Source organism: Allohahella sp. A8 (assembly GCF_047946665.1).
Lineage (GTDB): Bacteria > Pseudomonadota > Gammaproteobacteria > Pseudomonadales > Oleiphilaceae > Allohahella.
Map to the genome: position 1 here is coordinate 4,380,196 of NZ_CP172312.1, position 19,983 is coordinate 4,400,178.

At 55.4% G+C, this 19,983-nt stretch carries 21 protein-coding genes; 11 read left to right on the forward strand and 10 right to left on the reverse strand.

Annotation, left to right across the window (positions count from 1 at the left end; genetic code table 11):
- Positions 1 to 31: 31 nt before the first annotated feature.
- Positions 32 to 1,186, reverse strand: a complete 1,155-nt coding sequence (locus tag ACH3PB_RS19605; protein WP_416397175.1) for an acyl-CoA dehydrogenase family protein — start codon at positions 1,184 to 1,186, stop codon at positions 32 to 34.
- A 137-nt stretch (positions 1,187 to 1,323) separates the two neighbouring features.
- Complete coding sequence (locus ACH3PB_RS19610) at positions 1,324 to 2,484, reverse strand: diguanylate cyclase (RefSeq protein ID WP_416397176.1); 1,161 nt, start codon at positions 2,482 to 2,484, stop codon at positions 1,324 to 1,326.
- A 240-nt stretch (positions 2,485 to 2,724) separates the two neighbouring features.
- On the opposite strand from ACH3PB_RS19610, the gene ACH3PB_RS19615 reads away from it, so the two are divergent.
- Positions 2,725 to 3,762, forward strand: a complete 1,038-nt coding sequence (locus ACH3PB_RS19615; protein ID WP_416397177.1) for an AraC family transcriptional regulator — start codon at positions 2,725 to 2,727, stop codon at positions 3,760 to 3,762.
- A gap of 127 nt (positions 3,763 to 3,889) precedes the next feature.
- On the opposite strand, the gene ACH3PB_RS19620 is transcribed toward ACH3PB_RS19615, so the two are convergent.
- On the reverse strand, positions 3,890 to 4,327 hold the full coding sequence (locus ACH3PB_RS19620) for a DoxX family protein (protein WP_416397178.1): 438 nt from the start codon (positions 4,325 to 4,327) through the stop codon (positions 3,890 to 3,892).
- Between the two features lie 107 nt (positions 4,328 to 4,434).
- Here ACH3PB_RS19620 and ACH3PB_RS19625 point away from each other — a divergent pair, with 107 nt between their 5' ends.
- The 3 genes from ACH3PB_RS19625 (at position 4,435) to ACH3PB_RS19635 (ending at position 6,648) form a co-directional block, all read left to right on the forward strand.
- On the forward strand, positions 4,435 to 5,325 hold the full coding sequence (locus ACH3PB_RS19625; protein ID WP_416397179.1) for a LysR family transcriptional regulator: 891 nt from the start codon (positions 4,435 to 4,437) through the stop codon (positions 5,323 to 5,325).
- Between the two features lie 166 nt (positions 5,326 to 5,491).
- The gene (locus ACH3PB_RS19630; protein ID WP_416397180.1) at positions 5,492 to 5,863 is read left to right on the forward strand and encodes an MbcA/ParS/Xre antitoxin family protein; all 372 of its coding nucleotides are present in this window, start codon (positions 5,492 to 5,494) and stop codon (positions 5,861 to 5,863) included.
- A complete protein-coding gene (locus tag ACH3PB_RS19635) occupies positions 5,860 to 6,648 on the forward strand; it encodes an RES family NAD+ phosphorylase (protein WP_416397181.1) in 789 nt (262 codons plus the stop codon). Before ACH3PB_RS19630 ends, ACH3PB_RS19635 begins: the two co-directional genes overlap by 4 nt.
- Positions 6,649 to 6,653: 5 nt before the next feature.
- Here ACH3PB_RS19635 and ACH3PB_RS19640 read toward each other — a convergent pair whose 3' ends face one another.
- Complete coding sequence (locus tag ACH3PB_RS19640) at positions 6,654 to 8,249, reverse strand: hypothetical protein (protein WP_416397182.1); 1,596 nt, start codon at positions 8,247 to 8,249, stop codon at positions 6,654 to 6,656.
- Positions 8,250 to 8,406: 157 nt separating this feature from the next.
- On the opposite strand from ACH3PB_RS19640, the gene ACH3PB_RS19645 reads away from it, so the two are divergent.
- Positions 8,407 to 9,903, forward strand: a complete 1,497-nt coding sequence (locus ACH3PB_RS19645) for a phospholipase D family protein (protein WP_416397183.1) — start codon at positions 8,407 to 8,409, stop codon at positions 9,901 to 9,903.
- 23 nt (positions 9,904 to 9,926) lie between these two features.
- On the opposite strand, the gene ACH3PB_RS19650 is transcribed toward ACH3PB_RS19645, so the two are convergent.
- From ACH3PB_RS19650 to ACH3PB_RS19665, 4 genes are all read right to left on the reverse strand, one after another.
- Positions 9,927 to 11,138 carry an ATP-binding protein gene (locus ACH3PB_RS19650; protein ID WP_416397184.1) on the reverse strand — a complete coding sequence of 404 codons (1,212 nt, stop codon included), beginning with the start codon at positions 11,136 to 11,138 and terminating at the stop codon, positions 9,927 to 9,929.
- Positions 11,139 to 11,326: 188 nt separating this feature from the next.
- The gene (locus tag ACH3PB_RS19655; RefSeq protein WP_416397185.1) at positions 11,327 to 12,064 is read right to left on the reverse strand and encodes a glutathione S-transferase family protein; all 738 of its coding nucleotides are present in this window, start codon (positions 12,062 to 12,064) and stop codon (positions 11,327 to 11,329) included.
- Complete coding sequence (locus ACH3PB_RS19660; RefSeq protein WP_416397186.1) at positions 12,061 to 12,807, reverse strand: hypothetical protein; 747 nt, start codon at positions 12,805 to 12,807, stop codon at positions 12,061 to 12,063. Before ACH3PB_RS19660 ends, ACH3PB_RS19655 begins: the two co-directional genes overlap by 4 nt.
- A gap of 178 nt (positions 12,808 to 12,985) precedes the next feature.
- A complete protein-coding gene (locus ACH3PB_RS19665) occupies positions 12,986 to 13,744 on the reverse strand; it encodes an SDR family NAD(P)-dependent oxidoreductase (protein ID WP_416397187.1) in 759 nt (252 codons plus the stop codon).
- A gap of 207 nt (positions 13,745 to 13,951) precedes the next feature.
- Between ACH3PB_RS19665 and ACH3PB_RS19670 the strand changes: the two genes are divergently transcribed.
- From ACH3PB_RS19670 to ACH3PB_RS19695, 6 genes are all read left to right on the forward strand, one after another.
- Positions 13,952 to 14,368 carry a GNAT family N-acetyltransferase gene (locus ACH3PB_RS19670; RefSeq protein WP_416397188.1) on the forward strand — a complete coding sequence of 139 codons (417 nt, stop codon included), beginning with the start codon at positions 13,952 to 13,954 and terminating at the stop codon, positions 14,366 to 14,368.
- A gap of 178 nt (positions 14,369 to 14,546) precedes the next feature.
- On the forward strand, positions 14,547 to 14,963 hold the full coding sequence (locus ACH3PB_RS19675) for a GFA family protein (RefSeq protein WP_416397189.1): 417 nt from the start codon (positions 14,547 to 14,549) through the stop codon (positions 14,961 to 14,963).
- Positions 14,964 to 15,008: 45 nt separating this feature from the next.
- Positions 15,009 to 15,389: a hypothetical protein gene (locus tag ACH3PB_RS19680; RefSeq protein ID WP_416397190.1), complete on the forward strand. Its 381-nt coding sequence runs from the start codon at positions 15,009 to 15,011 to the stop codon at positions 15,387 to 15,389.
- A 67-nt stretch (positions 15,390 to 15,456) separates the two neighbouring features.
- Positions 15,457 to 16,095 carry a VOC family protein gene (locus tag ACH3PB_RS19685; protein WP_416397191.1) on the forward strand — a complete coding sequence of 213 codons (639 nt, stop codon included), beginning with the start codon at positions 15,457 to 15,459 and terminating at the stop codon, positions 16,093 to 16,095.
- 237 nt (positions 16,096 to 16,332) lie between these two features.
- Positions 16,333 to 17,442, forward strand: a complete 1,110-nt coding sequence (locus tag ACH3PB_RS19690) for a hypothetical protein (protein ID WP_416397192.1) — start codon at positions 16,333 to 16,335, stop codon at positions 17,440 to 17,442.
- 103 nt (positions 17,443 to 17,545) lie between these two features.
- Complete coding sequence (locus ACH3PB_RS19695) at positions 17,546 to 19,285, forward strand: isocitrate/isopropylmalate family dehydrogenase (protein ID WP_416397193.1); 1,740 nt, start codon at positions 17,546 to 17,548, stop codon at positions 19,283 to 19,285.
- An 8-nt stretch (positions 19,286 to 19,293) separates the two neighbouring features.
- Here the strand turns inward: ACH3PB_RS19695 and ACH3PB_RS19700 are convergent, their stop codons facing one another.
- Complete coding sequence (locus ACH3PB_RS19700; protein WP_416397194.1) at positions 19,294 to 19,680, reverse strand: type II toxin-antitoxin system VapC family toxin; 387 nt, start codon at positions 19,678 to 19,680, stop codon at positions 19,294 to 19,296.
- A complete protein-coding gene (locus ACH3PB_RS19705) occupies positions 19,677 to 19,922 on the reverse strand; it encodes a type II toxin-antitoxin system Phd/YefM family antitoxin (protein WP_416397195.1) in 246 nt (81 codons plus the stop codon). The genes ACH3PB_RS19700 and ACH3PB_RS19705 overlap by 4 nt, the downstream gene beginning before the upstream one ends.
- Between the last annotated feature and the right edge of the window lie 61 nt (positions 19,923 to 19,983).

Below are 19,983 nucleotides of genomic sequence, written 5' to 3' on the forward strand. Positions count from 1 at the left end.
ACGAGTAAAGGCAGGCGGATGACAGAAGCGCTCAGCGGCCGAGAATGCCGCGAGCGATCACTTCTTTCATGATCTCTGATGAGCCTGCGTAAATGGTCTGGACTCGGGCATCACGGTAAAAGCGCGAGATGGGGTATTCGTCGGTATAGCCATAGCCACCGAATAACTGCAGGCACTCATTGACCATGGTCAACTGCATTTCCGTGGCCGCCAGTTTGAGCATGGCCGCATCCTGCACCGTCATGACACCTGCCTGGTATTTCAGCATGTGTTTCTCCAGCAGCGCCCGACACATCTCCAGCTCGGTCTGGCACTCGGCGAGCTTGAAGCGGGTGTTCTGAAACTGTGCCACCGTTCCACCGAAGGCCTTACGTTCCTTCACGTACGCGCAGGTAATATCCAGAGCCCCTTGCGCATGACCTATCGCCTGTACCGCACAGCCCAGCCGCTCTCTGGGCAGTTCCTGCATCAGATAGCCGAAGCCTTTGCCTTCCTCGCCCAGCAAGGCGTCGGCCGGAATAGCCATATTCTCGAAGAACAGCTCAGCGGTGTCGCTGGAGTGCTGGCCAATCTTGTGAATCGGCTTGCCCGTGGAAAAGCCCTCGATGCTGGTATCGACCAGAAACAGCGAGATCCCTTTCGCACCGGCTTTGGTATCGGTCTTGGCGCAGACGATAATCATGTCGGCTATATTGCCGTTCGTGATGAAGGTCTTCGAACCGTTGAGGATGTAGTGATCGCCCTCCTTCACAGCACTGGTGCGCATGCCCGCCAGGTCGCTACCCGCGCCGGGTTCAGTCATGGCAAGAGCAGTGACGACTTCGCCGGTCACCATAGGTGGCAGCCATCGCTCACGTTGGGCGTCGGTACCAATATGGAGTATGTACGGAGCCACAATATTGGCATGGATGTTATAGCCAGTGGCCAGGCCATGCAGATTCAGGCGACACATTTCTTCCTGAATCATCTGGCAGACATCGAAACTCGCTTCTGCTGCGCCGTACTGTTCCGGAAAATCGACCAGTAACAGGCCGGCCTTGCCCATGGTGTTCCACATCTGCCTGGGCATCTCGTGATTCTTTTCCCAACGCTCGTAGTTGGGCAATACTTCCTGCTCCAGAAAGCGCAGCACCATGTCTCTGAACATCTGGATTTCTTCGGAGTCGACACTTCTGGAATCGGCCATACGTTTCTCGCTGTCAGTCGTGATATCGAGTCAAAGTATTGCGTTACGGCACGGCTGAAACAATGATGGATACAGTCAATAATTAGCATATTCGGACATAGTATACGGTGCCATCCGGTTGGCACAGCTTCCGGACCTCATGACTGATGGCACACTCGATTCCGGCCAGTTCTCTTGGCCTCATACAGCCGATCGTCAGCTGTCTTGATGATCTCGTTGAGACTTACGCCGGGCTTCAATTCGGCGAGGCCTGCACTGAAAGTGATATGGATTCGAGCCGAGTCAGCATCGATCTCCAGTTCCTCGACAGCATGGCGTAATCGATCCGCAATGACTGCCGCCGCTGGAAGCGCCGTACGTGGCCAAGCGATCAAAAACTCCTCGCCGCCCCACCGGGCCAGCAGGTCATCGTCCCGCTTCAAACTTGCCAGCGTCTTCGCCACCGTCTTCAGTACGACGTCACCAGTGTCGTGACCGTAGTTGTCGTTGATCGCCTTGAAGTTGTCGATGTCCAGAAGCATGACGGTCGCTGCAGACGACTGGGTCTCCAGGGCAAGCTGCAGAGCACCAAGGATCTCACGACCGTGTCGCCGATTGTGCAGACCTGTCAGCTCGTCTGTGCGGGCTCGGCGTTCCAATTGCGACATCACCTGGCTAAGTTCGGCCTGGGTCTTTTGCAGGCTGAGCTTGGTCTGCCTGGCTTTGTCCCGGCTTAAACGCATCGTGCTGCCCATCATGGTGAGATACAGGCTCACCAGGATAAACGCGCCAAGAAACAGGGTTTCGCTCACGACATCGACGGGCTGGCCGAACCGGTCGTAAGCCACTGCGATGGCGAAGAGATAGCTGAGTGATGCGCTCACACAGAGTACGAGTCCTTCTTTCCAGTTCCCGATGAGCGCGACGAAGGCACAGGTCATCAGAGCACATACAAGCGCCACCGCCCGATGTTCGGCCAGTAATAGTGTATAGAGCGTAAACATGACCAGCCATGCGGCCAGCTGAAAGATTGTTTGCCGGTATATGAAGCGCTGACTGATTCGCCTGACTCGAAGAATCAGGGTGTAGGCCAGAAGGTTGATAATCACGATAAACAGGTACAAATAGGCCAGTGGCGCAACCCCGAAAGGCTTGAAGCCCATCAGCATGGCAATGGCTGCCAACGAGTACGGGACGTGGTAACCAATGAAGGCCATGAGTACCGAAGCTAGTGCTGGGTGTCTACGAACGTCACGAGCGTCCGGGTGCTGCGGATCGACGGCGGCGAATCGCTCTGTCCAGCGAATGAAATCGCTCATGCTACTCATGAGCGGCCCCAAGATTGGTGAATTGCACTGTGAACCATTACTGTTGATTCTTCTGTTGCCTGGATATTTCAGAATAGCGGATTTACACAGCATCGATGGGAGTCTGGCCAGGTTTCGCTCCGAGCAGATCTGCTGCAATCCATTCATCAACTGCCACCTGGTCTTATTTGCCGTACCATTGCGGCTTGGTCGCTTCTATTAGCGAATGCGGACAGAGACGGGAAGTGCAAGATGAGTGCTGAGTATCAACTGTCTGATCGGATGACCATCGCCAGCTACTTTGCCCGGACTCACCTGGCAAACGGCCTCTCGATGGGCGCGCGTGAAGAACAGATATTGCGTGACACCGGGCTGACCCCGGCCCAACTGGCACACCCGAAAGCAAGAATACTGGCCGCCCAGTTGGCCGATATCGTGAACAACTGCTGGCGCTTCAGTGACGATGAGCTGCTGGGATTCACCCGTCACAAAATGAGAGTCGGCATGTTCAGGCTGTTGGCTGAGCACCTCATTACCTGCAAGGATATGTCAGATGTGCTTGCTTACATCGTCCGATTTTATGACCTGACCGGAGATCAATTGGCAGTTCGGCTACACAGGACTGGTGACGTGCTTGCGTGTAGTGTAATGCCTGACTTCAAACCCTCACGCCCCGATTCGGTGCCTGAGAGCCTTTTGATCGAGTTGCTACTGCTCATTGTTCACCGCTTCCTGAGCTGGCTGACGGGACACGTGATTCCTCTGGTCAAGGTCTGCCTGCGATACCCCAGGCCCGATCATTTTCAGGAATATGGCTTGATGTTTCCCAGCCCGTGCGAGTTTGAAAGTCCTCACAATGCACTGTTATTCAAAGCGGAAGAGTTGGACTTGCCTGTGGTGCGAAATGCCGACGAGCTCGCAGGCTATCTGCAGCAGATACCGCTGCGCTGGTTCAGAAAGCAGTCGTTCCATGGCGCGTGGACTGCTGACGTCATGAGGCTACTGGGGGAAGAGTCCGATATTGAACGAGTGGCTGACAGGTTGAGCGTGACCTCCAGAACGCTGCGGCGAAAACTCACCAGTGAAGGCAGTCGTTTTCAGCAATTGAAAGACAACGCTCGGCGCGACATGGCAATAAACCTGTTTGAGCAACGCCAACTGACGATTGCTGAAATAGGTTTCAAGGTGGGCTTCACGGAAGCCGCTACGTTTTCCCGGGCCTTCAAACAGTGGACGGGGGTAACGCCGAGTAGCTATCGGAAGATGAGTAGGTCCCGTAAGTACGGGTAGACGGCTGTAACGTTTGGACAGTTTGGTGACGTAATGTCAGCACCCCACGCACGCCGCCAGCCTCACCCGGCTCCAGTTCGAAAGTGGGGGCCGGGCGAGACGAGAAGGCCGGGTGTCCTTATAGGGGTTATCGCCTGGCTATGGCCGTGTCGACCGATGCCCGACCCGCTCCCATGATCGTCATAGCGACTGTAGCGGACAGCAAGGCCAGCGCGAATTCATAGCCGTTGTTGCTCATGAACAGGCCGTTGCCGATATGTACGCTGAAGATGGCGACCAGCATGGTAATGGCCAGGACGAAACCAGCTGGACGCACCAGCAGTCCCACGACCAGCGCAAGACCACCGAAGAACTCGGCCGAACCGGCCAACAGTGCCATCAGGTAGCCTGGGCTCATGCCGATCGAGTCCATCCATTGGCCCGTGGCTTCGAGCCCGTAGCCGCCGAACCAGCCGAATAGCTTCTGGGCGCCGTGCGCCATGAAGATGATGCCGACGGGGATGCGGAGTGCCAATGCGCCCCAGCCTGCATTGCTGCCGAATACCTTATTCTGAAGTGTGCTCATGCTGATCTGCCTGTCAGGTGAATGATGTATTCACTTTAGAGGCTGGCGTCACCGGGATAAACCTGCCTAAATGACATGCACTGTTGCATTAAGTGAGACAATCGCTCATGGATAAGTTTTTGGAGATGCAGACCTTTACGGCTGTCGTTGAAGCCGGCAGCTTTGTTGGCGCCGCTGATGGTCTCGGCATGTCGAAGGCTGCTGTCTCACGCTATATCGCAGACCTCGAAGCCAGGCTCGGCCTGCGCCTGCTGCACAGGACCACAAGACGCCTGTCGCTGACCGAGGAGGGCGATGTCTTCTACTACCGCTGCCGCGAACTGCTCGCCAGCCTGGAGGCCGCGGAGACCGAACTGAGCAGCCGTCGCGGCGAAGCCAGCGGTCTCCTGCGCGTGAACGCGCCGCTCACCTTCGGCATCAGCCATCTCGCGCCGCTGTGGGGTGATTTTCTTGAGCAGAACCCCAAGGTCAGAATCGATATCACCCTGTCTGACCGCATGGTCGACTTGGTGGAGGAGGGCTACGATATCGCGATTCGCATCGCGGCTCTGTCCAATTCCACCCTCATCAGCCGCCGCTTCGCCAGCACCCGCATCGTCCTGTGCGCCTCACCCGGCTATCTCGAAGCCTTTGGCGAACCTCGAACACCCGCCGACCTTACCAGCCACCGCATCATCGCCTACAGCTACTCAGCCAAAGGCGATGACTGGCATTTCGACGGGCCAGGTGGCCCAGTCAGCGTGAGAACCCGCCCGGCGATGAGCTCTAACAACGGCGACACTTGCCGCGCACTGGCGCTAGCGGGGCAGGGGGTTACCTTGCAGCCGGATTTTTTGGTGGGGCGTGATATCGCTGATGGCAGCTTGGTCGAGGTGCTTCCTGAGTACCGCGTGGGCGAGTTAGGGATTTATGCGATGTATCCGACAAGGAAACATGTGGCGCCGAAGGTGACGGCGTTGATTGATTTTTTGCAGGAGGGATTCGGGCGTGCGGGTTAAGCTGGATGTACTTACGGCATCGACATATGTGCATCCTATGTCGAAATTCCCGGGTTTTATCGCCAGAGACGGAAGAGGTATTAAGTGATATATGCACAAAAATACGTAGTTTGTGCGGAGCACACGTATAGGCTACACTGTTCCCATATAAGACAGGAGCTTCTAAATGTCTGCACTGACTCGATCCATTCCATCACCTGAAACCGTTCTGGCTAAGGCTGTGCTGCGCGCAGCAGATCAGCTTGGTCTGAAGCAGGCGCAGTTGGCTGCGGTCCTGGGTATGCATCGCACGGCGGTCAGCAGGCTTAAGCAAGCGGCATCGCTGTCCCCACAGTCGAAGCAAGGCGAACTGGCCTTGCTGTTGATCAGGCTTGCCCGAGCGTTATTCGCCTTGACCGGGGGAGACAAGACATGGATGCAGCATTTCATGCGCACGCCGAACTCGGTGACGGGCGGGGTGCCAGTTCAACAGATTGAAACTATTGAAGGTTTGCTTACGGTGCTGCAGTTCGTCGACGCGATAAGGGGCAAAGTTTGACGAATTCGGCTTCGAATATCTGGGAAAGTTCGCAGGATACACTGCAAATAAGGCCTTTGAACGGCAAGTTGTACCGGTTGGTGGAAAGTCAGGAACAGGTGGCTACGCTCGGCTATGTAGATACACTGGAAGAGCAGGCTTTGCTCGAGGAGATGCTAGAAACCGCGAAACCAGCGCATCGTTTAGACGGAGGGGGTGCATATGCACAACAGCTTGCTTCGCTTCACTATCTGTTGCTTACACCATTCCGTTATCCGCCACTAAAGTGGGGGTCGCGCTTCGGCAGAACTCACGAGCCGGGGATGTTTTACGGCGGTGGGGGCGTTGAAGTCACACTTGCTGAGTCCGCCTATTACCGTTTTGTCTTCTGGTTTTCGATGTCGGCTGCGCCGGTTAAAGACAGCATCCGCACGAGTCACACACTGTTTTCGGCTCTCTACAGAACTGGGCGCGGCATACAGCTTCAGCGTCCGCCATTCGACGAATATATGACAGTGCTCACGCACCCGTCCAACTACAGCCAGACCCAGACTGTGGGATCACAAATGCGTGAGGCGGGCGTGGAGGCTTTCGAGTATGGCTCGGCGCGCGATCCCTCTCATGGTTTGTGCGTCGCGCTGTTCACGCCAGCGGCTTTCGAATGCAGGAAGCCCGACACGATGCAGCAGTGGTTCTGTGAAGTCAGCGCCTCTGCCGTGTCTTTCAAGCAGCTTGCCGAAAGGGAAGTTATACATTTTCAGCTGGAAGATTTCCTGATCGACGGCGCGCTGCCGCGTCCGGCCTAATGCACTCAACGCTCCTCATGAAAGAGTGCCAGGTGCCGAATCACGGTCCTGCTATCGAGGCCCCCAGCCAGTGCACCGGTGGTTACGCCGATGGTACTGATGAATGCTGCCAGTCGGGCCTTGTCACCCCAGTTGATCTCGACCTGGTCCAGCAGGGTGGGCCAGGTTTTCATCAGGCCTTCGGGGAAAATGTAGATTTCCACCAGGAACATCAGGCTAGCGACCAGAAAAAACAGGCCCACACAAGCCAGCAGTATGCTTAGGAAAATAACGGCATTCGCAACGGCAAGATGTTCGGTCAAAACACGTTTTTCCCGGTGAGGCAGGAAGAGCGACTGAATCCTGACCAAGTAGAAGCTCGCCGCCACGATGCTCACCACCGCATACCAGGCAGTAGTCTGATTCGACATATTCAACCCGACATCCCAGATTTCAGCTGTAAATACCAGCAGAAAAGAGGGGGCTACTGCAGCTGTCGCCAGGCTCGGCAAGGACAGCGGCAGAAGCAATGCGCGATTGCGCAGCAGCGGCCTCACCAGCGTGGGTAGATGCCTGAACGCCATGAGCATGTGGAAGACCAGGCGGGTTAGCACGTTACTCCCTCGCAGCTCGCGCTCCGGCAGGCGCGGCGCCCGTTTGTGCAACACCCGCCGCTCCTTGTCAGTGAAAGTGGGCTTCGGCCTCACTTCATCACTACGGCGAAAAGGCCGCATGATCGACGACTGTCGGCTGGTCTTGTCGTTCAGGCCACACATGCGGCCCAGCAGGTGCAGCAGGAGTGTGAGACCATCCTGCAGCACAAGATCGGATGCATAACCACGAGCTGGATCGCCTCTGCGAGCGGCTACCAGTTCTCGGGTCGACATGATCATGACCCGTGTCACCGACGATGCCAGTCCGGCCTCCATATGCTTCTGGCGAGAAAGCAGTCCGACATCAGTGATGACGATGACGGCATCGAAGGGGCCTTCAGCCATGCGTAAGCTGGCATCATCAAGGAAGTCGGAGGGGCGTAACGAGTTTTCTGACTCGAGCATGATCGGGTCGGTAATATGAAATTTCCAGTCAATGCCGCTCCCCGCCTGGAGGGGCGACTTGGCTTGCTCAGAGATATGGTGGGCAAAGCTACGAATCGCACTTACGTCAGTCGAGCGGCTGACGGCCAGCAATACACCGACGTTCATTTCCGGGCTTGGTTGCGGACCCTGGGCCTCCTGCATGGCACGAATGAAACGACTGCCCGAGGTCAGCGCCCTCACCATCCTGGTCGTAGTCAAAACGGGCGTGACTCGCAGTACGCGTATGGCGTTCAACAGCCTGAAGGCCCGGAAGGCCGGTATGAAGAGCGCGATCAGTGTCAGCCATTGCTGCTTTACGTAGCGAAGCTTGTGCGGCGCGAGGATGAACTTGAGCAGATACTCAAGTATGAAGATAATCCAGATGCCCATCACGAACCGATCCTGCATGAGACTCAATCCCTTTGTCAGTTCGATGAGAAGGAGCACCAGCCAGGCAACGGCCAGGAGAAACATTGGAATCTCCAGATGCTCTTCGAGCTTATGGAGCATGTGGTAGCGTCGACGCTTGTTGAGTACAGACATTGGTGAGGCTCCAGGCGAATGAGTCAGCGCATGAGTAGCAAGTGGTACGGTTGGGTGCGTACATTGTCTTCGCGGCGAAAAATATGGGAGGTCTATCTGCTGCTGATGAAAAGGGGATCTGCTAGGATTCGAGCAACATTCGCCACTGGGCAGTAAAGTGAACGATCTCTTCGCACGTGTGATGCTCTATATTCTGTTCACTTTCGCAGGCGCCGCCTCAGCAGCGCCTGCGCTCGACACGATAGCCACCACCGCCGCTGAACCCCATCCAGAGCAGTCGGGTTTTCACATTCTCGATACTGGGCGTGAAGCCTTCCTCTACCGAGCGGCGATGATCGATGCAGCGAATTCAAGCATCGATGCCCAGTACTACATCTGGAACAGCGACACCTCGGGGCTTTACCTGGCCCGCCGTCTGCTCGTGGCGGCCGACCGGGGAGTACGGGTGCGGGTGATACTCGACGACATCAACCTGGGTGGCCGCGACGATTTGCTCGCGCTGTTCGCGTCGCATCCCAATATCGATATCAAGGTGTATAATCCGGCGCCAGTGCGTGAGGGTGCTGGTAAATGGTTGTCATTCCTTACCGACTTTGACCGTCTGAACCGGCGCATGCACAACAAGAGCCTTGTCGTCGACGGTGTGGTTGGGATTATCGGTGGGCGTAACATCGGAGATGAGTACTTCGATGAGCATGCGACGCTGAATTTCCGCGATCGAGACGTGCTCGCAGTGGGTCCGGTCGTCAATGGCTTCTCTGCGAACTTCGACGCTTTCTGGGGAAGTGAGTGGTCGCGTCCAGTCGGTGAGCTGGCCTCTAAAACGCCGAGCGAGGCGGCCTACAGCGAGCGGATTGCCGAGGCTCGAGATCGCGCTTCAGAAACAGATGGCTTGAAGTTGGACGTGCCTGTCGGCCAAGAGGCCGCGCTTGATGTGCTGACGGAGAGTTTGGCCACGCTCACCTGGGCCGAAGCCGATTTCATATTCGAGCCGCCCCTGGTTGATCCTGATGCACTGCCCGACCAACTCACCGTCGCGGCGCAGGCACTCGCAGATGCGGTGAAGACAGCTGAGTCTGAAGTGCTGATCGAGTCGGCCTACTTCATCCTGGATGACGAAGCGCTGGCTCAAATCAGATCGCTCAACAAAGAGCCCCTGAGGATCGCCGTTCTAACTAATTCGCTGGCCTCGAACGATGTTGTACCCAATCACGCCGGGTACGCACGATGGCGGCCCGAGGCCCTCGAACACGGATTCGAGCTGTACGAATTGCGGCCAGACGCAGCAGCTTGCACCGTCTGGATCGCTTATGATGAATTCTGCGCAGATGGTATCGTCGGCCTACATTCGAAAACGGCGGTGTTCGATCGAAGGGTGCTCTACATCGGCTCTTTCAACGCCAATCTGCGCGCTATGTACCTGAACGGCGAAACCGTGCTCCTCATCCACAGTCCAGAGCTTGCAGCTAAGGTCGCAGATTCGATAGAGCTGGGCATGGCGCCTGCGAATAGTTGGGAGGTAGAGCTCGATGAGGATGGCGACCTGCAATGGCAGGGCTTGAACCAGACGCTCTCCAGCGAACCTGACACCGACTGGTGGCTGCGAACTAAGGCCTGGTTGATTTCGCTGCTGCCGATTGAGGATTATCTTTAATCCCTGTGCAGATGGCCCCCGAATCAAACTGTTGTGAGTAATGCAGCAATAGGAACGGCAAATAAGCTTTCCCCAAAGCGCAGCACATTTCCACCGTCGTACAACAGTACACCGGCAGAGAATCGGTCCCCGCAAGCATCTTTCAACTGCCTGAGCCCATTGAAATCGCGTTCTGTGACCGTAGCTGCAGCCTTGACTTCCACGCCGGCAATTTGGCGGCCGCGCTCGATGACAATATCGACTTCGACCTTGTCCTTGCTGCGGAAGTGATAAAAGCTGAAAACCTGTTCCTGCCAGTCCGCCTGCTTACGCAATTCTTGATAGATGAAGGTTTCGAGCAGCTGCCCCAACAGGACCTTGTCCTGCCACAGACTTGAAGCATCCAGGCCAAGCAGTGCGGATGCGAGCCCGGTATCCGAAACATGAATTTTCGGCGTCTTGATCAGGCGGCTCAATCTGTTCGTGAACCAGGGCTGAAGCTGCTCGATCAGAAAGATTTGCTCCAGAAGGGCCAGGTAAGCCCGGATTGTAGGTCTGCTGAGAGAGAATGGCGCTGCCAGGTCACTTGTGTTGAAGAGCCTTGCCGTCTGACTCGCAGCGAGCGCAAGCAGCTTTGGCATGATCTCCAGATTCTGGATGTCTGAAATATCCCGAATGTCTCGTTGGACAATTGTGGTGATGTAATCACGGTACCATGCTGAACGCCGCTTGGGCGATTCGCGCGCTATTGCAGCCGGATAGCCACCGCGAGTAATGACGTCCGCGAGCGACTCTCCAAGACGCCCATAGGGTCTGGAGTCGAGGGCAGCATTGAAATTACCGGCGAAAAGCTGCTCCAGAAACAGTGGTTCAGTGGCGGTAAGCTCACACTCCGCCAGCGGTTTCAGATGAATGATCTCCATCCTGCCCGCCAGAGAGTCTGACAGTCCAGGCAGCAAAAGAACGTTGGCCGAGCCTGTCAGTATGAAGCGTCCGGGTCGTCTGTTATTGTCGACACTCGACTTCAGTGAGGTAAAGAGCTCCGGTGCTCGCTGGATCTCATCAAGAATAGTTTTGTCCGGAAGGTCCTGGACGAAACCTATAGGATCGGTTCTGGCGGCCAGCAATTGGTTGTCATCATCGAAGCTGATGTAGTGGTAGCTCTTCTGCTGACCAACATATCGGGCCAGCGTAGATTTGCCGCATTGGCGTGAGCCGTGAATTAGCACCACCGGGCTATCTTGTAGGGCTTCCAACAAGTTCCTTTCGGAATAACGCGGATAGTCAGGTTTGTCCAACGGCACGGCCTCAGGATTCAGAAGATCTGGTTCCGACCAAGTGTAAGCTGAGGCCCGTCCAATTGAAAGTTTTAACGCGTCTAATTGGAAGTTCAGCGCCGTCCAATTGAAAGTCTGTGCCCGTCTAATTGAAAGTCAGGGCCCGTCTAATTGAAAGGCTGTCGATGTTTCTCATAAACCCGCAGCACCCACTCAAGCTTCGGAGCAAGCTGCTCGGCGGTACTCGCCAGTGGCTCAGGCAGGGTCTCCGGCCATTTCAGGCCGTAGCCTTCTGGCCGGCAGAGTGGGGCGAGCAGGGCAGCCGCGGTCATGTCTGCCCGAGTGAAACTGTCACCCACGAGATACCCAGTGTCCGCTGCCGCCTCATGGAAGCGATCTACCGCGCTAATGATCTTCTCGAGCGAACGGCTCGCGCCCGCTTCGTTGATGTTCATGGCTTTACGCATACCTATCCGCAAGACCGGAAAGGCGGCCCGTAAATAGAGCCCGCCATACCAGGGACCACCGGTGGTGAAGAATGGTTTGACGATTTCGGGATAGTTCAGCAGCGTGTGATAGCAATAACGCCTGACATGTGGGCCTACTTCCTTGTCAGCGAAATTCTCCCACTCAAGCACGGCCTTTTGCTGCGCTGCAGACTCGGGCATGAGGGATGGCTCTGGGCGGGTTTCGTCCAGTTGGTCGAATATTCGGTCTGAGCCGGCTATGACGCTTTCACCGTCCACCACGACCGGTACACTGGTCCGACCGGTCAGCTTCTTCATGATGGGAACATGCAGACCCGGAATGAGGTTGACGGCTTCATATGGAATCCCCTTGAAGTCGAGCGCCCAGCGCGCCTTTTCACAGTAGTGCGATATTGGAAATTGATACAGCTTGATCATTCGTGAGTCACCGGTGTTTTCTTGCTGGCACGTTTGGGCGTCACGATAGCAGACTCAGGGGGAGAACTGCTTGTTTTTAATGAGGGGTAGTAAGTCAGCCGTGCCCTTAGATTCAGCGTAAGATCATGCGCACTTGGGTCCGGATGGAATCGCACAGTCCTCAGCGCATAAAAAGCCGAGAGCCCAGGATCGTAAAAGCTCGGAATAGTGTTGTCGGCGGGCACGGCCAGACCTGTGACCACTATCCGATTGACAAAGCTCGAGTGCTCCCGCTTTCTCGCCATAGGATCAAAACCCCACTCACAGCTCTGGCACTGCGCGATCAGGATCTCACCGAGCAGCAAACCGATGTCGGATAGAAAACCATACAGATGTGATGAGCCATCGTCCTGGTGTCTCGTCCAGAAATCGCGAGATAGCTGCTTTTTCGAAATACGCCCTGCGCGCCAGTAATCGGCAACCCAGCTGTCCAACGCGTCAAGAAACCCTGCTGGCGCCTCACCAGGCGTGATGGCCAGTTCTGGATCAAGATCATATTTTCTGAGCAGGGACGTAATCTGTTCGAGGCGCTCGCCGCGGTGTATTAGAAAATGCGCCAGGTTTTCCTTGAGAGGGTCGATCCCTATAAAGTCGCCCCCTGTGACATGGGGGGATTGATAAGACGCGTAATTGAGAGTCGATGCGACGAGATCTGGCCGATCCAGTCTCGTTCCGGTTAATGATCGTAGGTGGTCCAATATCATAGTGCCTCCCTGGCAGAATCGAATCCATAATTGCCCTACACATCATAGACTTGGATTGCGACAGAGAGAAGCGCGGTGTAGAAGAGATTGTCAGGGAGAGCGTACAGGGACCTTCGCCGAAACGCCAATCAGCGCCCCGCCTCCCCTACAAGACACTTATGCCAACGACACCAAAAACTTACAGCATTATTCCTCCAGAGGCCTCGATACGCTGACCATTGATCCAGCCGTGCTCATTGCCTAGCAGACTGGCGATCAGCGCGCCGATATCATCAGGCACACCCACACGGCCCAGAGCCGTCTTGCTGGCAATCTGTTCATTGATTTCTGCATCGTCACGGACTTTGCCTCCGCCAAAGTCGGTCTCGATAGCGCCAGGCGCCACAGAATTCACCGTTATTCTACGAGGCCCCAGCTCAAGCGCCATATATCGTGTGAGCACATCGATAGCGCCCTTCACGGCCCCGTAAGCAGAGTTGCCTGGTAACGAAAAACGGGCGAGCCCACTCGAGAGATTGATGATGCGGCCACCGTCCGCCATCAATGGCAGCAGCTTTTGCGTGAGGAAAAACACCCCTTTGAAGTGAACATTGAACAACGCCTCTACCTGGGCTTCGGTTGTGTCGACGAAACTCGCACTAATGCCCATTCCGGCGTTATTGACCAGAAAATTGAAATCATGCCGCTGCCAATGCTGCTGCAGCGCCAGACGCACCTCATCAGCGAACGTTTGAAAGCTGCTGCTATCGCCGGTATCAAGTTGAAACGCTAGGGCCTTCCCGCCGAGCTTCTCGACGTCAGCGACAACTTCATCAGCCGCTTTCTGGTCGCTGTGATAGGTAAGAATGACATCTGCGCCGCGCTGGGCAAGGTGCTGTACGGTATTACGGCCGATGCCGCGACTTCCGCCTGTGACGATTGCAATTTTGCTGCTCATGAATTGTTCATCCGTCGAATGATTAGAATGCACGCGCTGCTAAAAGCGGATGCGTCATGAGGAACATACGAAGATCAACAGAGCGTAGTTGGCAGCTGCGGAAAATGGCCGCTTGCATGGCTTCGTCTGCTAGGCTGTCATTATCTAACGACTTGAGTTTGAAGGTATGATGAGTCTCCCAAAGACAGTCGAGTAACAGCCTCAGCCATGACCATCGAATATAGAATCAATCACTCAGTCTCCGCAGACCAATTCATCGGATTATTGGAGAACACCTCTCTTGGCGTGCGCCGCCCCCTGGATGACCGCACCTGCATTGAAGGCATGATCAGAAATGCAAATCTGATCATCAGCGCATGGGATAGTTCGAGACTTGTAGGCATCGCCCGAAGCGTCACGGACTTTCACTACGCCTGTTACTTATCTGATCTCGCAGTCGACGAAGCCTACCAGACCTCTGGCATCGGTAAGCGCTTGCAGGTTCTGACACAGCAGCAGCTCGGGCCACACTGCAGCATCATTTTGCTCGCGGCGCCTTTGGCGAAAGACTACTACGGACGCATAGGTTATACCCATAACGAGCGTTGCTGGGTACTTTCGCCAGGGGAGTCATTGAGCGAGTAATGAAGGCGGGTCGCCTGAGTTGGCTATCTGAAACTCGATGGTGGCTGATGCTGAACAGCGCTTGCGCCCTCGACTCAAGGTCGCATAATCTGCCCCTCTGTCTCACCCCCGGTGCTGGCACCGAGCACCGCCCGATTTGAGAGTGTACGCGTTGAAAGGTCAGTGCCTATGCGGAGCCGTGAGCTTCGAAATCGAAGGTAAGCTCCCGAATCTGTATCAGTGCCATTGTTCGCTCTGCCGCAAGGTCACTGGTGCCGCGGCCAATGCGGCCACGATTGTCGCAGAGAGCGCATTCCGTTGGCTGTCCGGCCAGGATCGCATCAGGTCATTCAGCAGATCAACTGGCTATCGTAGTGACTTTTGTTCGGTCTGCGGTAGTCCGGTGCCGAATAAGCTGAATGTAAAGGACAGATTCTGGGTGCCTGCAGGCCTGTTGGATGACGCACGCGATTTAGCCGTCGCCGTGCATATTCACCTGACTTCCGCCGCAGCTTGGGAGCACGATGCCCAGCGCTGCCTGCACTGGCCGGAAGGCCCGCCAGATCTTGCGTCACTCGAGAGGGCCCTGCAGCGTTCCGAGGGCGACCGGAACTGATAAACCAGTCGGCTAATTACAGTTATTCAAAAGGAGTTTGACCACGTGGAAAAAGCTGTTTCCGGTTTACTGGTTCTGGTGGGTATCATTCACCTGCTACCCGTCCCGGGTGTGCTCGGTGCGGAGCGTCTCTCGGCGCTGTACGGTTTAACGTTGCAGGATCCAAACCTGGTGATTCTCATGCGTCACCGAGCCGTATTATTCGGCCTCCTTGGGCTATTTCTGGTGTATGCCGCCTTTCGTCCCGAGCTGCAGCCGATAGCTTTCCTCGCAGGCTTCGTCAGCGTAATTTCGTTCATCGGCATCGCGTGGTCTGTTGGTGATTTTAACGCAGCACTAAAACGAGTTGTCATTGCCGATGTCGTCGCAGTCTTCGCGCTCGCCGTGGCGGGGTTGCTGTACCTCATGACGCCCGGAAAGAGCTAATCTGCGCCGAAGCGGCGCTGGCCGCAATGTCCCAACTGCGTTGGATAGAGGTGAGGTCAGAGATGAGATGAGCCTTGAAGTCGATCATGTTTTCATTCTTGTTCAGCCAGGCGCAAAGGTTGCGGACAAGTTGTTGCCATTAGGCTTTGAAGAAAGCTTTGGCCGAGATCATCCGGGGCAGGGGACATCGAACCGGCGTTTCCGGTTCGCCGACGGCCTGTTGGAATTCCTGTGGGTGCGCGATGCGGATGAGGCTGAAAATGGACCTGCGCAAGGCTTGAGGTTTCCACAGCGTGTAGCCACTTACGAGGCGTCGCCGTTCGGCATTGTTCTGCGACGAAAAGATCAGCTAGGGGTGGGCCCGACAATTCAAAGCTGGACCTATCAGCCGGTTTACTTCGAGGCGCCTAAGGCTTTCCGAGTTGGCACGAACAGCAGCGAGCTACGGGAGCCACTCTGCATCTACGCACCTTTCATCGAGCCGATCCAGGATACTGGAGAGCGACACACCGGCCGGTCGATCACCAGCGTCACCGTTCATTGTCCTGTTAACGAACCTACCGAGATACTCGCTGCATTCGCTGATGTTGAGGGGCTTACGATGGTGTATGGTAAACCCCATCTCATGGAGATCTGCCTGAATCAAGGACGCGGTGGAAGATCTAATGACTTCCGACCAGATATCCCGCTGATCATCTATTCGTGACTGGCGGCAGCTTAGGAGAATCATCTCTCGGTAACTACTCCTCGCCCAGCTGTCAGCTCACGACTTTGTGAAGCACTGTTTGAGGCCGCTGCCCATGTTCAGGTGGTGCACGCTTTGCGACGTGGTTGTAGCCGTCAAAGGCGCTCCCCTGTTCAACTCTTTAAAGTAGTAGCAAGTAGTAATGAAATTGACTACAGTAGTAAGCTGTAGTACTACTCTTTACTACTCGATAAAATCATGACAATTCAATGGCATTACCGGCGATCGGAGCTCATAGACGAGTTTCTTGGTACCTTTATCACGGCGAGCACAAACACGCTGACCTTGTTTGCCCCGCGTCGAATGGGGAAAACAGAATTCATCCTTTACGACCTCATTCCGGTCGCAAGCGACCGTGGTTTTGTGCCGGTCTATGTTAGCTTCTGGGAACATAGAAACGATCCCGTCCGATGTCTTCAAGCAGGTCTTGCTCAGGCTCAGAAAGACCTGAAGTGGGCGCAAAAACTACGCGCTTTCGAGTTTTCGCCGAAGAGCTTTCAGCTGGCGGGTGAAGGCGTGAGCGCCTCAGTGGAGTTGCCAGGTGCCTCAGCTCTGCAGCGGCCTGATGATAATCAACTAGTCGCTTTGAGGTCCCTATTCAATCAACTGCTCGCAACGCGTAAACCGATTCTGCTTTGCTTGGATGAGATACAACATCTCGCCACAGACACGGCATTCGAGCCGCTGGTTTACTTCCTCCGCACGATAATCGACCGTCATCGTGAGCAGCTGAAAGTTGTTTATACCGGCTCGTCGCGAGATGGGCTGCAAAGGCTCTTCCGCCGAAGGAAGGCACCTCTGTTCCAGTCGTCTTCTCAAGTAGATCTTCCTGAACTGGGCGCGAGCTTTGTCCAGCATATTCTGGCTGCTTTCGCAGAAGCTTCAGGCAGACAGGTGCCGCTCAGCGAAGCGCTCGGTGCATTCAGACTGGTAAAAAAGGTGCCGTTCGAGTTCCGTCAGATTGTCGATATCATGCTTCGCGCCGGTGTTTCCGACATACGGCAAGTGACGGAATCTTATTTGGTAGAAAGCATCGATACCGCAGGCTATCAAGATGCCTGGGCTGCCATGAAACCAATAGACCAGGCGATCCTGATGCGCTTGCTTATGTCGGGTCACGGTCTTTACAGCGATGAGGCCCGAGCTGCTATCGCTGATTATCTCGGGCTTCCGCTGCACCAGGTCACAAAGCACGCGGTTCAGAATGCGGTGAATCGTATGAGAGGGGTCTATATCACCAGAGTAGAGCACGGCGTCTGGGATTTTGAGGATCAACAGTTCAGAGACTGGATAGCCGACCAAATGTAGCGGATGGCGTTTCGGAACGCAGTCCTCATCAAGCCGATCAACGTAGAGTATCCTTATAGGCCCGACGCGGCTCACCGATAACAAGTTTCAAATGGAGACATCAATGAGCAGCAAGATTCAGGTAAACGCCCCACTTGTCGTGCTGCACGGCGACGAGATGGCGCAGGTAGCGTTCGAACATATTCTCGAAAGGTTCGTGAAAGCGCGACTGGCGATCGAGCTCAAGGAAATCGATCTATCTGCCGAAAACCGTCTGCTCACGAACGGGCAGGTCATTTTTGAAGCCATCGAGGCCCTGAAGCGCTACGGCGTAGGCATCAAGAATGCCGGAATGACGGTCAATCGTGATCAGCTGGATGAGATGCTGCAGGCACATCCGGAGTTGGAGCGACACAAGCTCGATCCGCTTGCGACCAAGTCACCGAATGGCGCCATCCGCAAAGGTATCGGCGGTAATATCACCAGAGAAGACATTCAGTTCCGCAATCTTCGCGTGATCGCGCCGAAGTGGATCAATCGGGACATCGTCGTTGATACCATGGAGCGCGGGGGCATCAGGGACAGCTACAACGAACTCTCCAATGCCACCGGCGTGCTGAAGCTACTGTTCGTTGGCAAGAGCGGCGACCCCGTCGAGTTGCATCGCCGTGAGGTCAACAAGGGCGACCCCTGGCTGCTGGCAACCAATGACATCGATGACGTTCGTGCCTGGGCGCATCAGTTCTTCCAACGTGCGCTCGATGAAAAGCGCGACGCCTACCTGGGTTTGAAGGATACCGTGATCGCCGGCTACGACGGCGTCATGAGAGCCAACATCGAAGCCATCTTCAAGGCCGAATATAAAGCTGAATTCGACGCAGCAGGACTGGAATATCACTACGAGCTCGTCGATGCCCAGGCTGCTCGAATTGTCGCCAACCCTCCAGAGCGGGCATTGTGGGGCGTTCCAGATAACACTACCGGCCGCAAGCTCTATAAGCTTGTCGAGCAACTCAAGTGCTACGGCATTCCCAAACGAGAATCTCATGTTTCCATCTCGCGAATGAGCGCGGGTGGCGGCGATCAGTACGGCAGCTTCAACATGCCTGCCCAGCAGGACGGGATACTCAAAGTGGTGGTCGATGGTGTTGAAAAACACGCACGTCGGGTAAAGCAGGGTGACCCGATGCTGCTGATGTCGAACGACCGCGAAGCGATCAAAGACTGGATATTACAGGTCTTCCGCGACGCCTCGCGTAAGGGCAAGGAGGTGTATTTCGGCTTGAAGCGCGAGTACATGGATTATGACGATGTGTTCAGTACCGTCATCAACGACGTGCGTATGGAATTGACGAAAGATCGCACCTCACCACCCTCGTTCATGATCATGCGGCCCTCCAGCCAGCTGATCAAGATGATCACTGATCCGCCACGGAATGCCTTGTACCCGGCCCAGAACCTCGATGGCGATATCTTCTCGGATATCTCGGCAGCCCTCGGCGGTAGTCTTGCTACTGCGAGCTCGATCATCGAGAGCAAGGACGGCACGATGTTGTTCGAAGCACCGCATGGCACGGCCCACGACCTGTACCTGAAGTATAAGGAAAGTGATGGCAAGGTGGCGCACTTCAATTCGTCAGCGCTGTTGTATGCGCTCGCGAACGCCCTGGAAACGCTGGGCGAGCGCGAGAAGAACGAGCCCTTGATCGACTATGCAAAAAGTCTGAAAGCGGCCCTGGAAACCACTGTAGCCGACGGCATCATCACCCCGGATCTCAAAGGCAAGACGACCAAGCCCGAGAGTGAGAAACTGGTCGATATGGCTGGTTTTCTGGATGCGGTGGAGGAGCGGTTGGGAGCTTGAAGCTGGCATCAGACTTTGCGAATAGGGCCGGAATAATCCAGCACCAGTGCATCTGCACTTAGAAGTACAATGCCTTCGCTTATAGCTTGCGCAACCAGAAGCCGATCGAACGGATCCTTGTGGATCGGTGGTAGCGTAGCGACAAGCAGGGCATGTTCTCCCGAAATCGGAAGCTCTGAATAGCCGTTGTCAAGCAAGCCTCGCCGCAGGAGTCCAGGGTCTACACGAAAGTCTTCTCGACCCAAACCGCTTTTTATTGCGACTTCCCAGATACTGGCAGCGCTGAAGAAGAGGGCATTCTCGGCGTTTTCAAGGTACTGTCTTGCTACTGGCGAGAGTTTTTCTGCGTCACTTGCCGCCCACAAGAGGATATGGGTGTCGAGTAAGAGCTTCACTGATCACCGTAGAACAAGTGCTCGATCGTATCACGGGCCATGTCATCGAAGTCGTCGGGCACCACCAATTCCCCCTTCAGGAAACCTAGCCTCTTGATCGGCTGAGGATCTGGTGCGTCGATAGCAACCACCTTTACCAAGGGCTTGCCTGCTCTGGCTATGACAAATGATTCGCCTTTCGAAGCCAATTCCACCAACTTCGATAGCTGCGTCTTGGCCTGGTGCATGTTGACGATATTCATATGAGCCCCGAGATGAACTAAGTCTGCTTAGTTTAGTTCTCTTATTCTGACCTGGCAATGG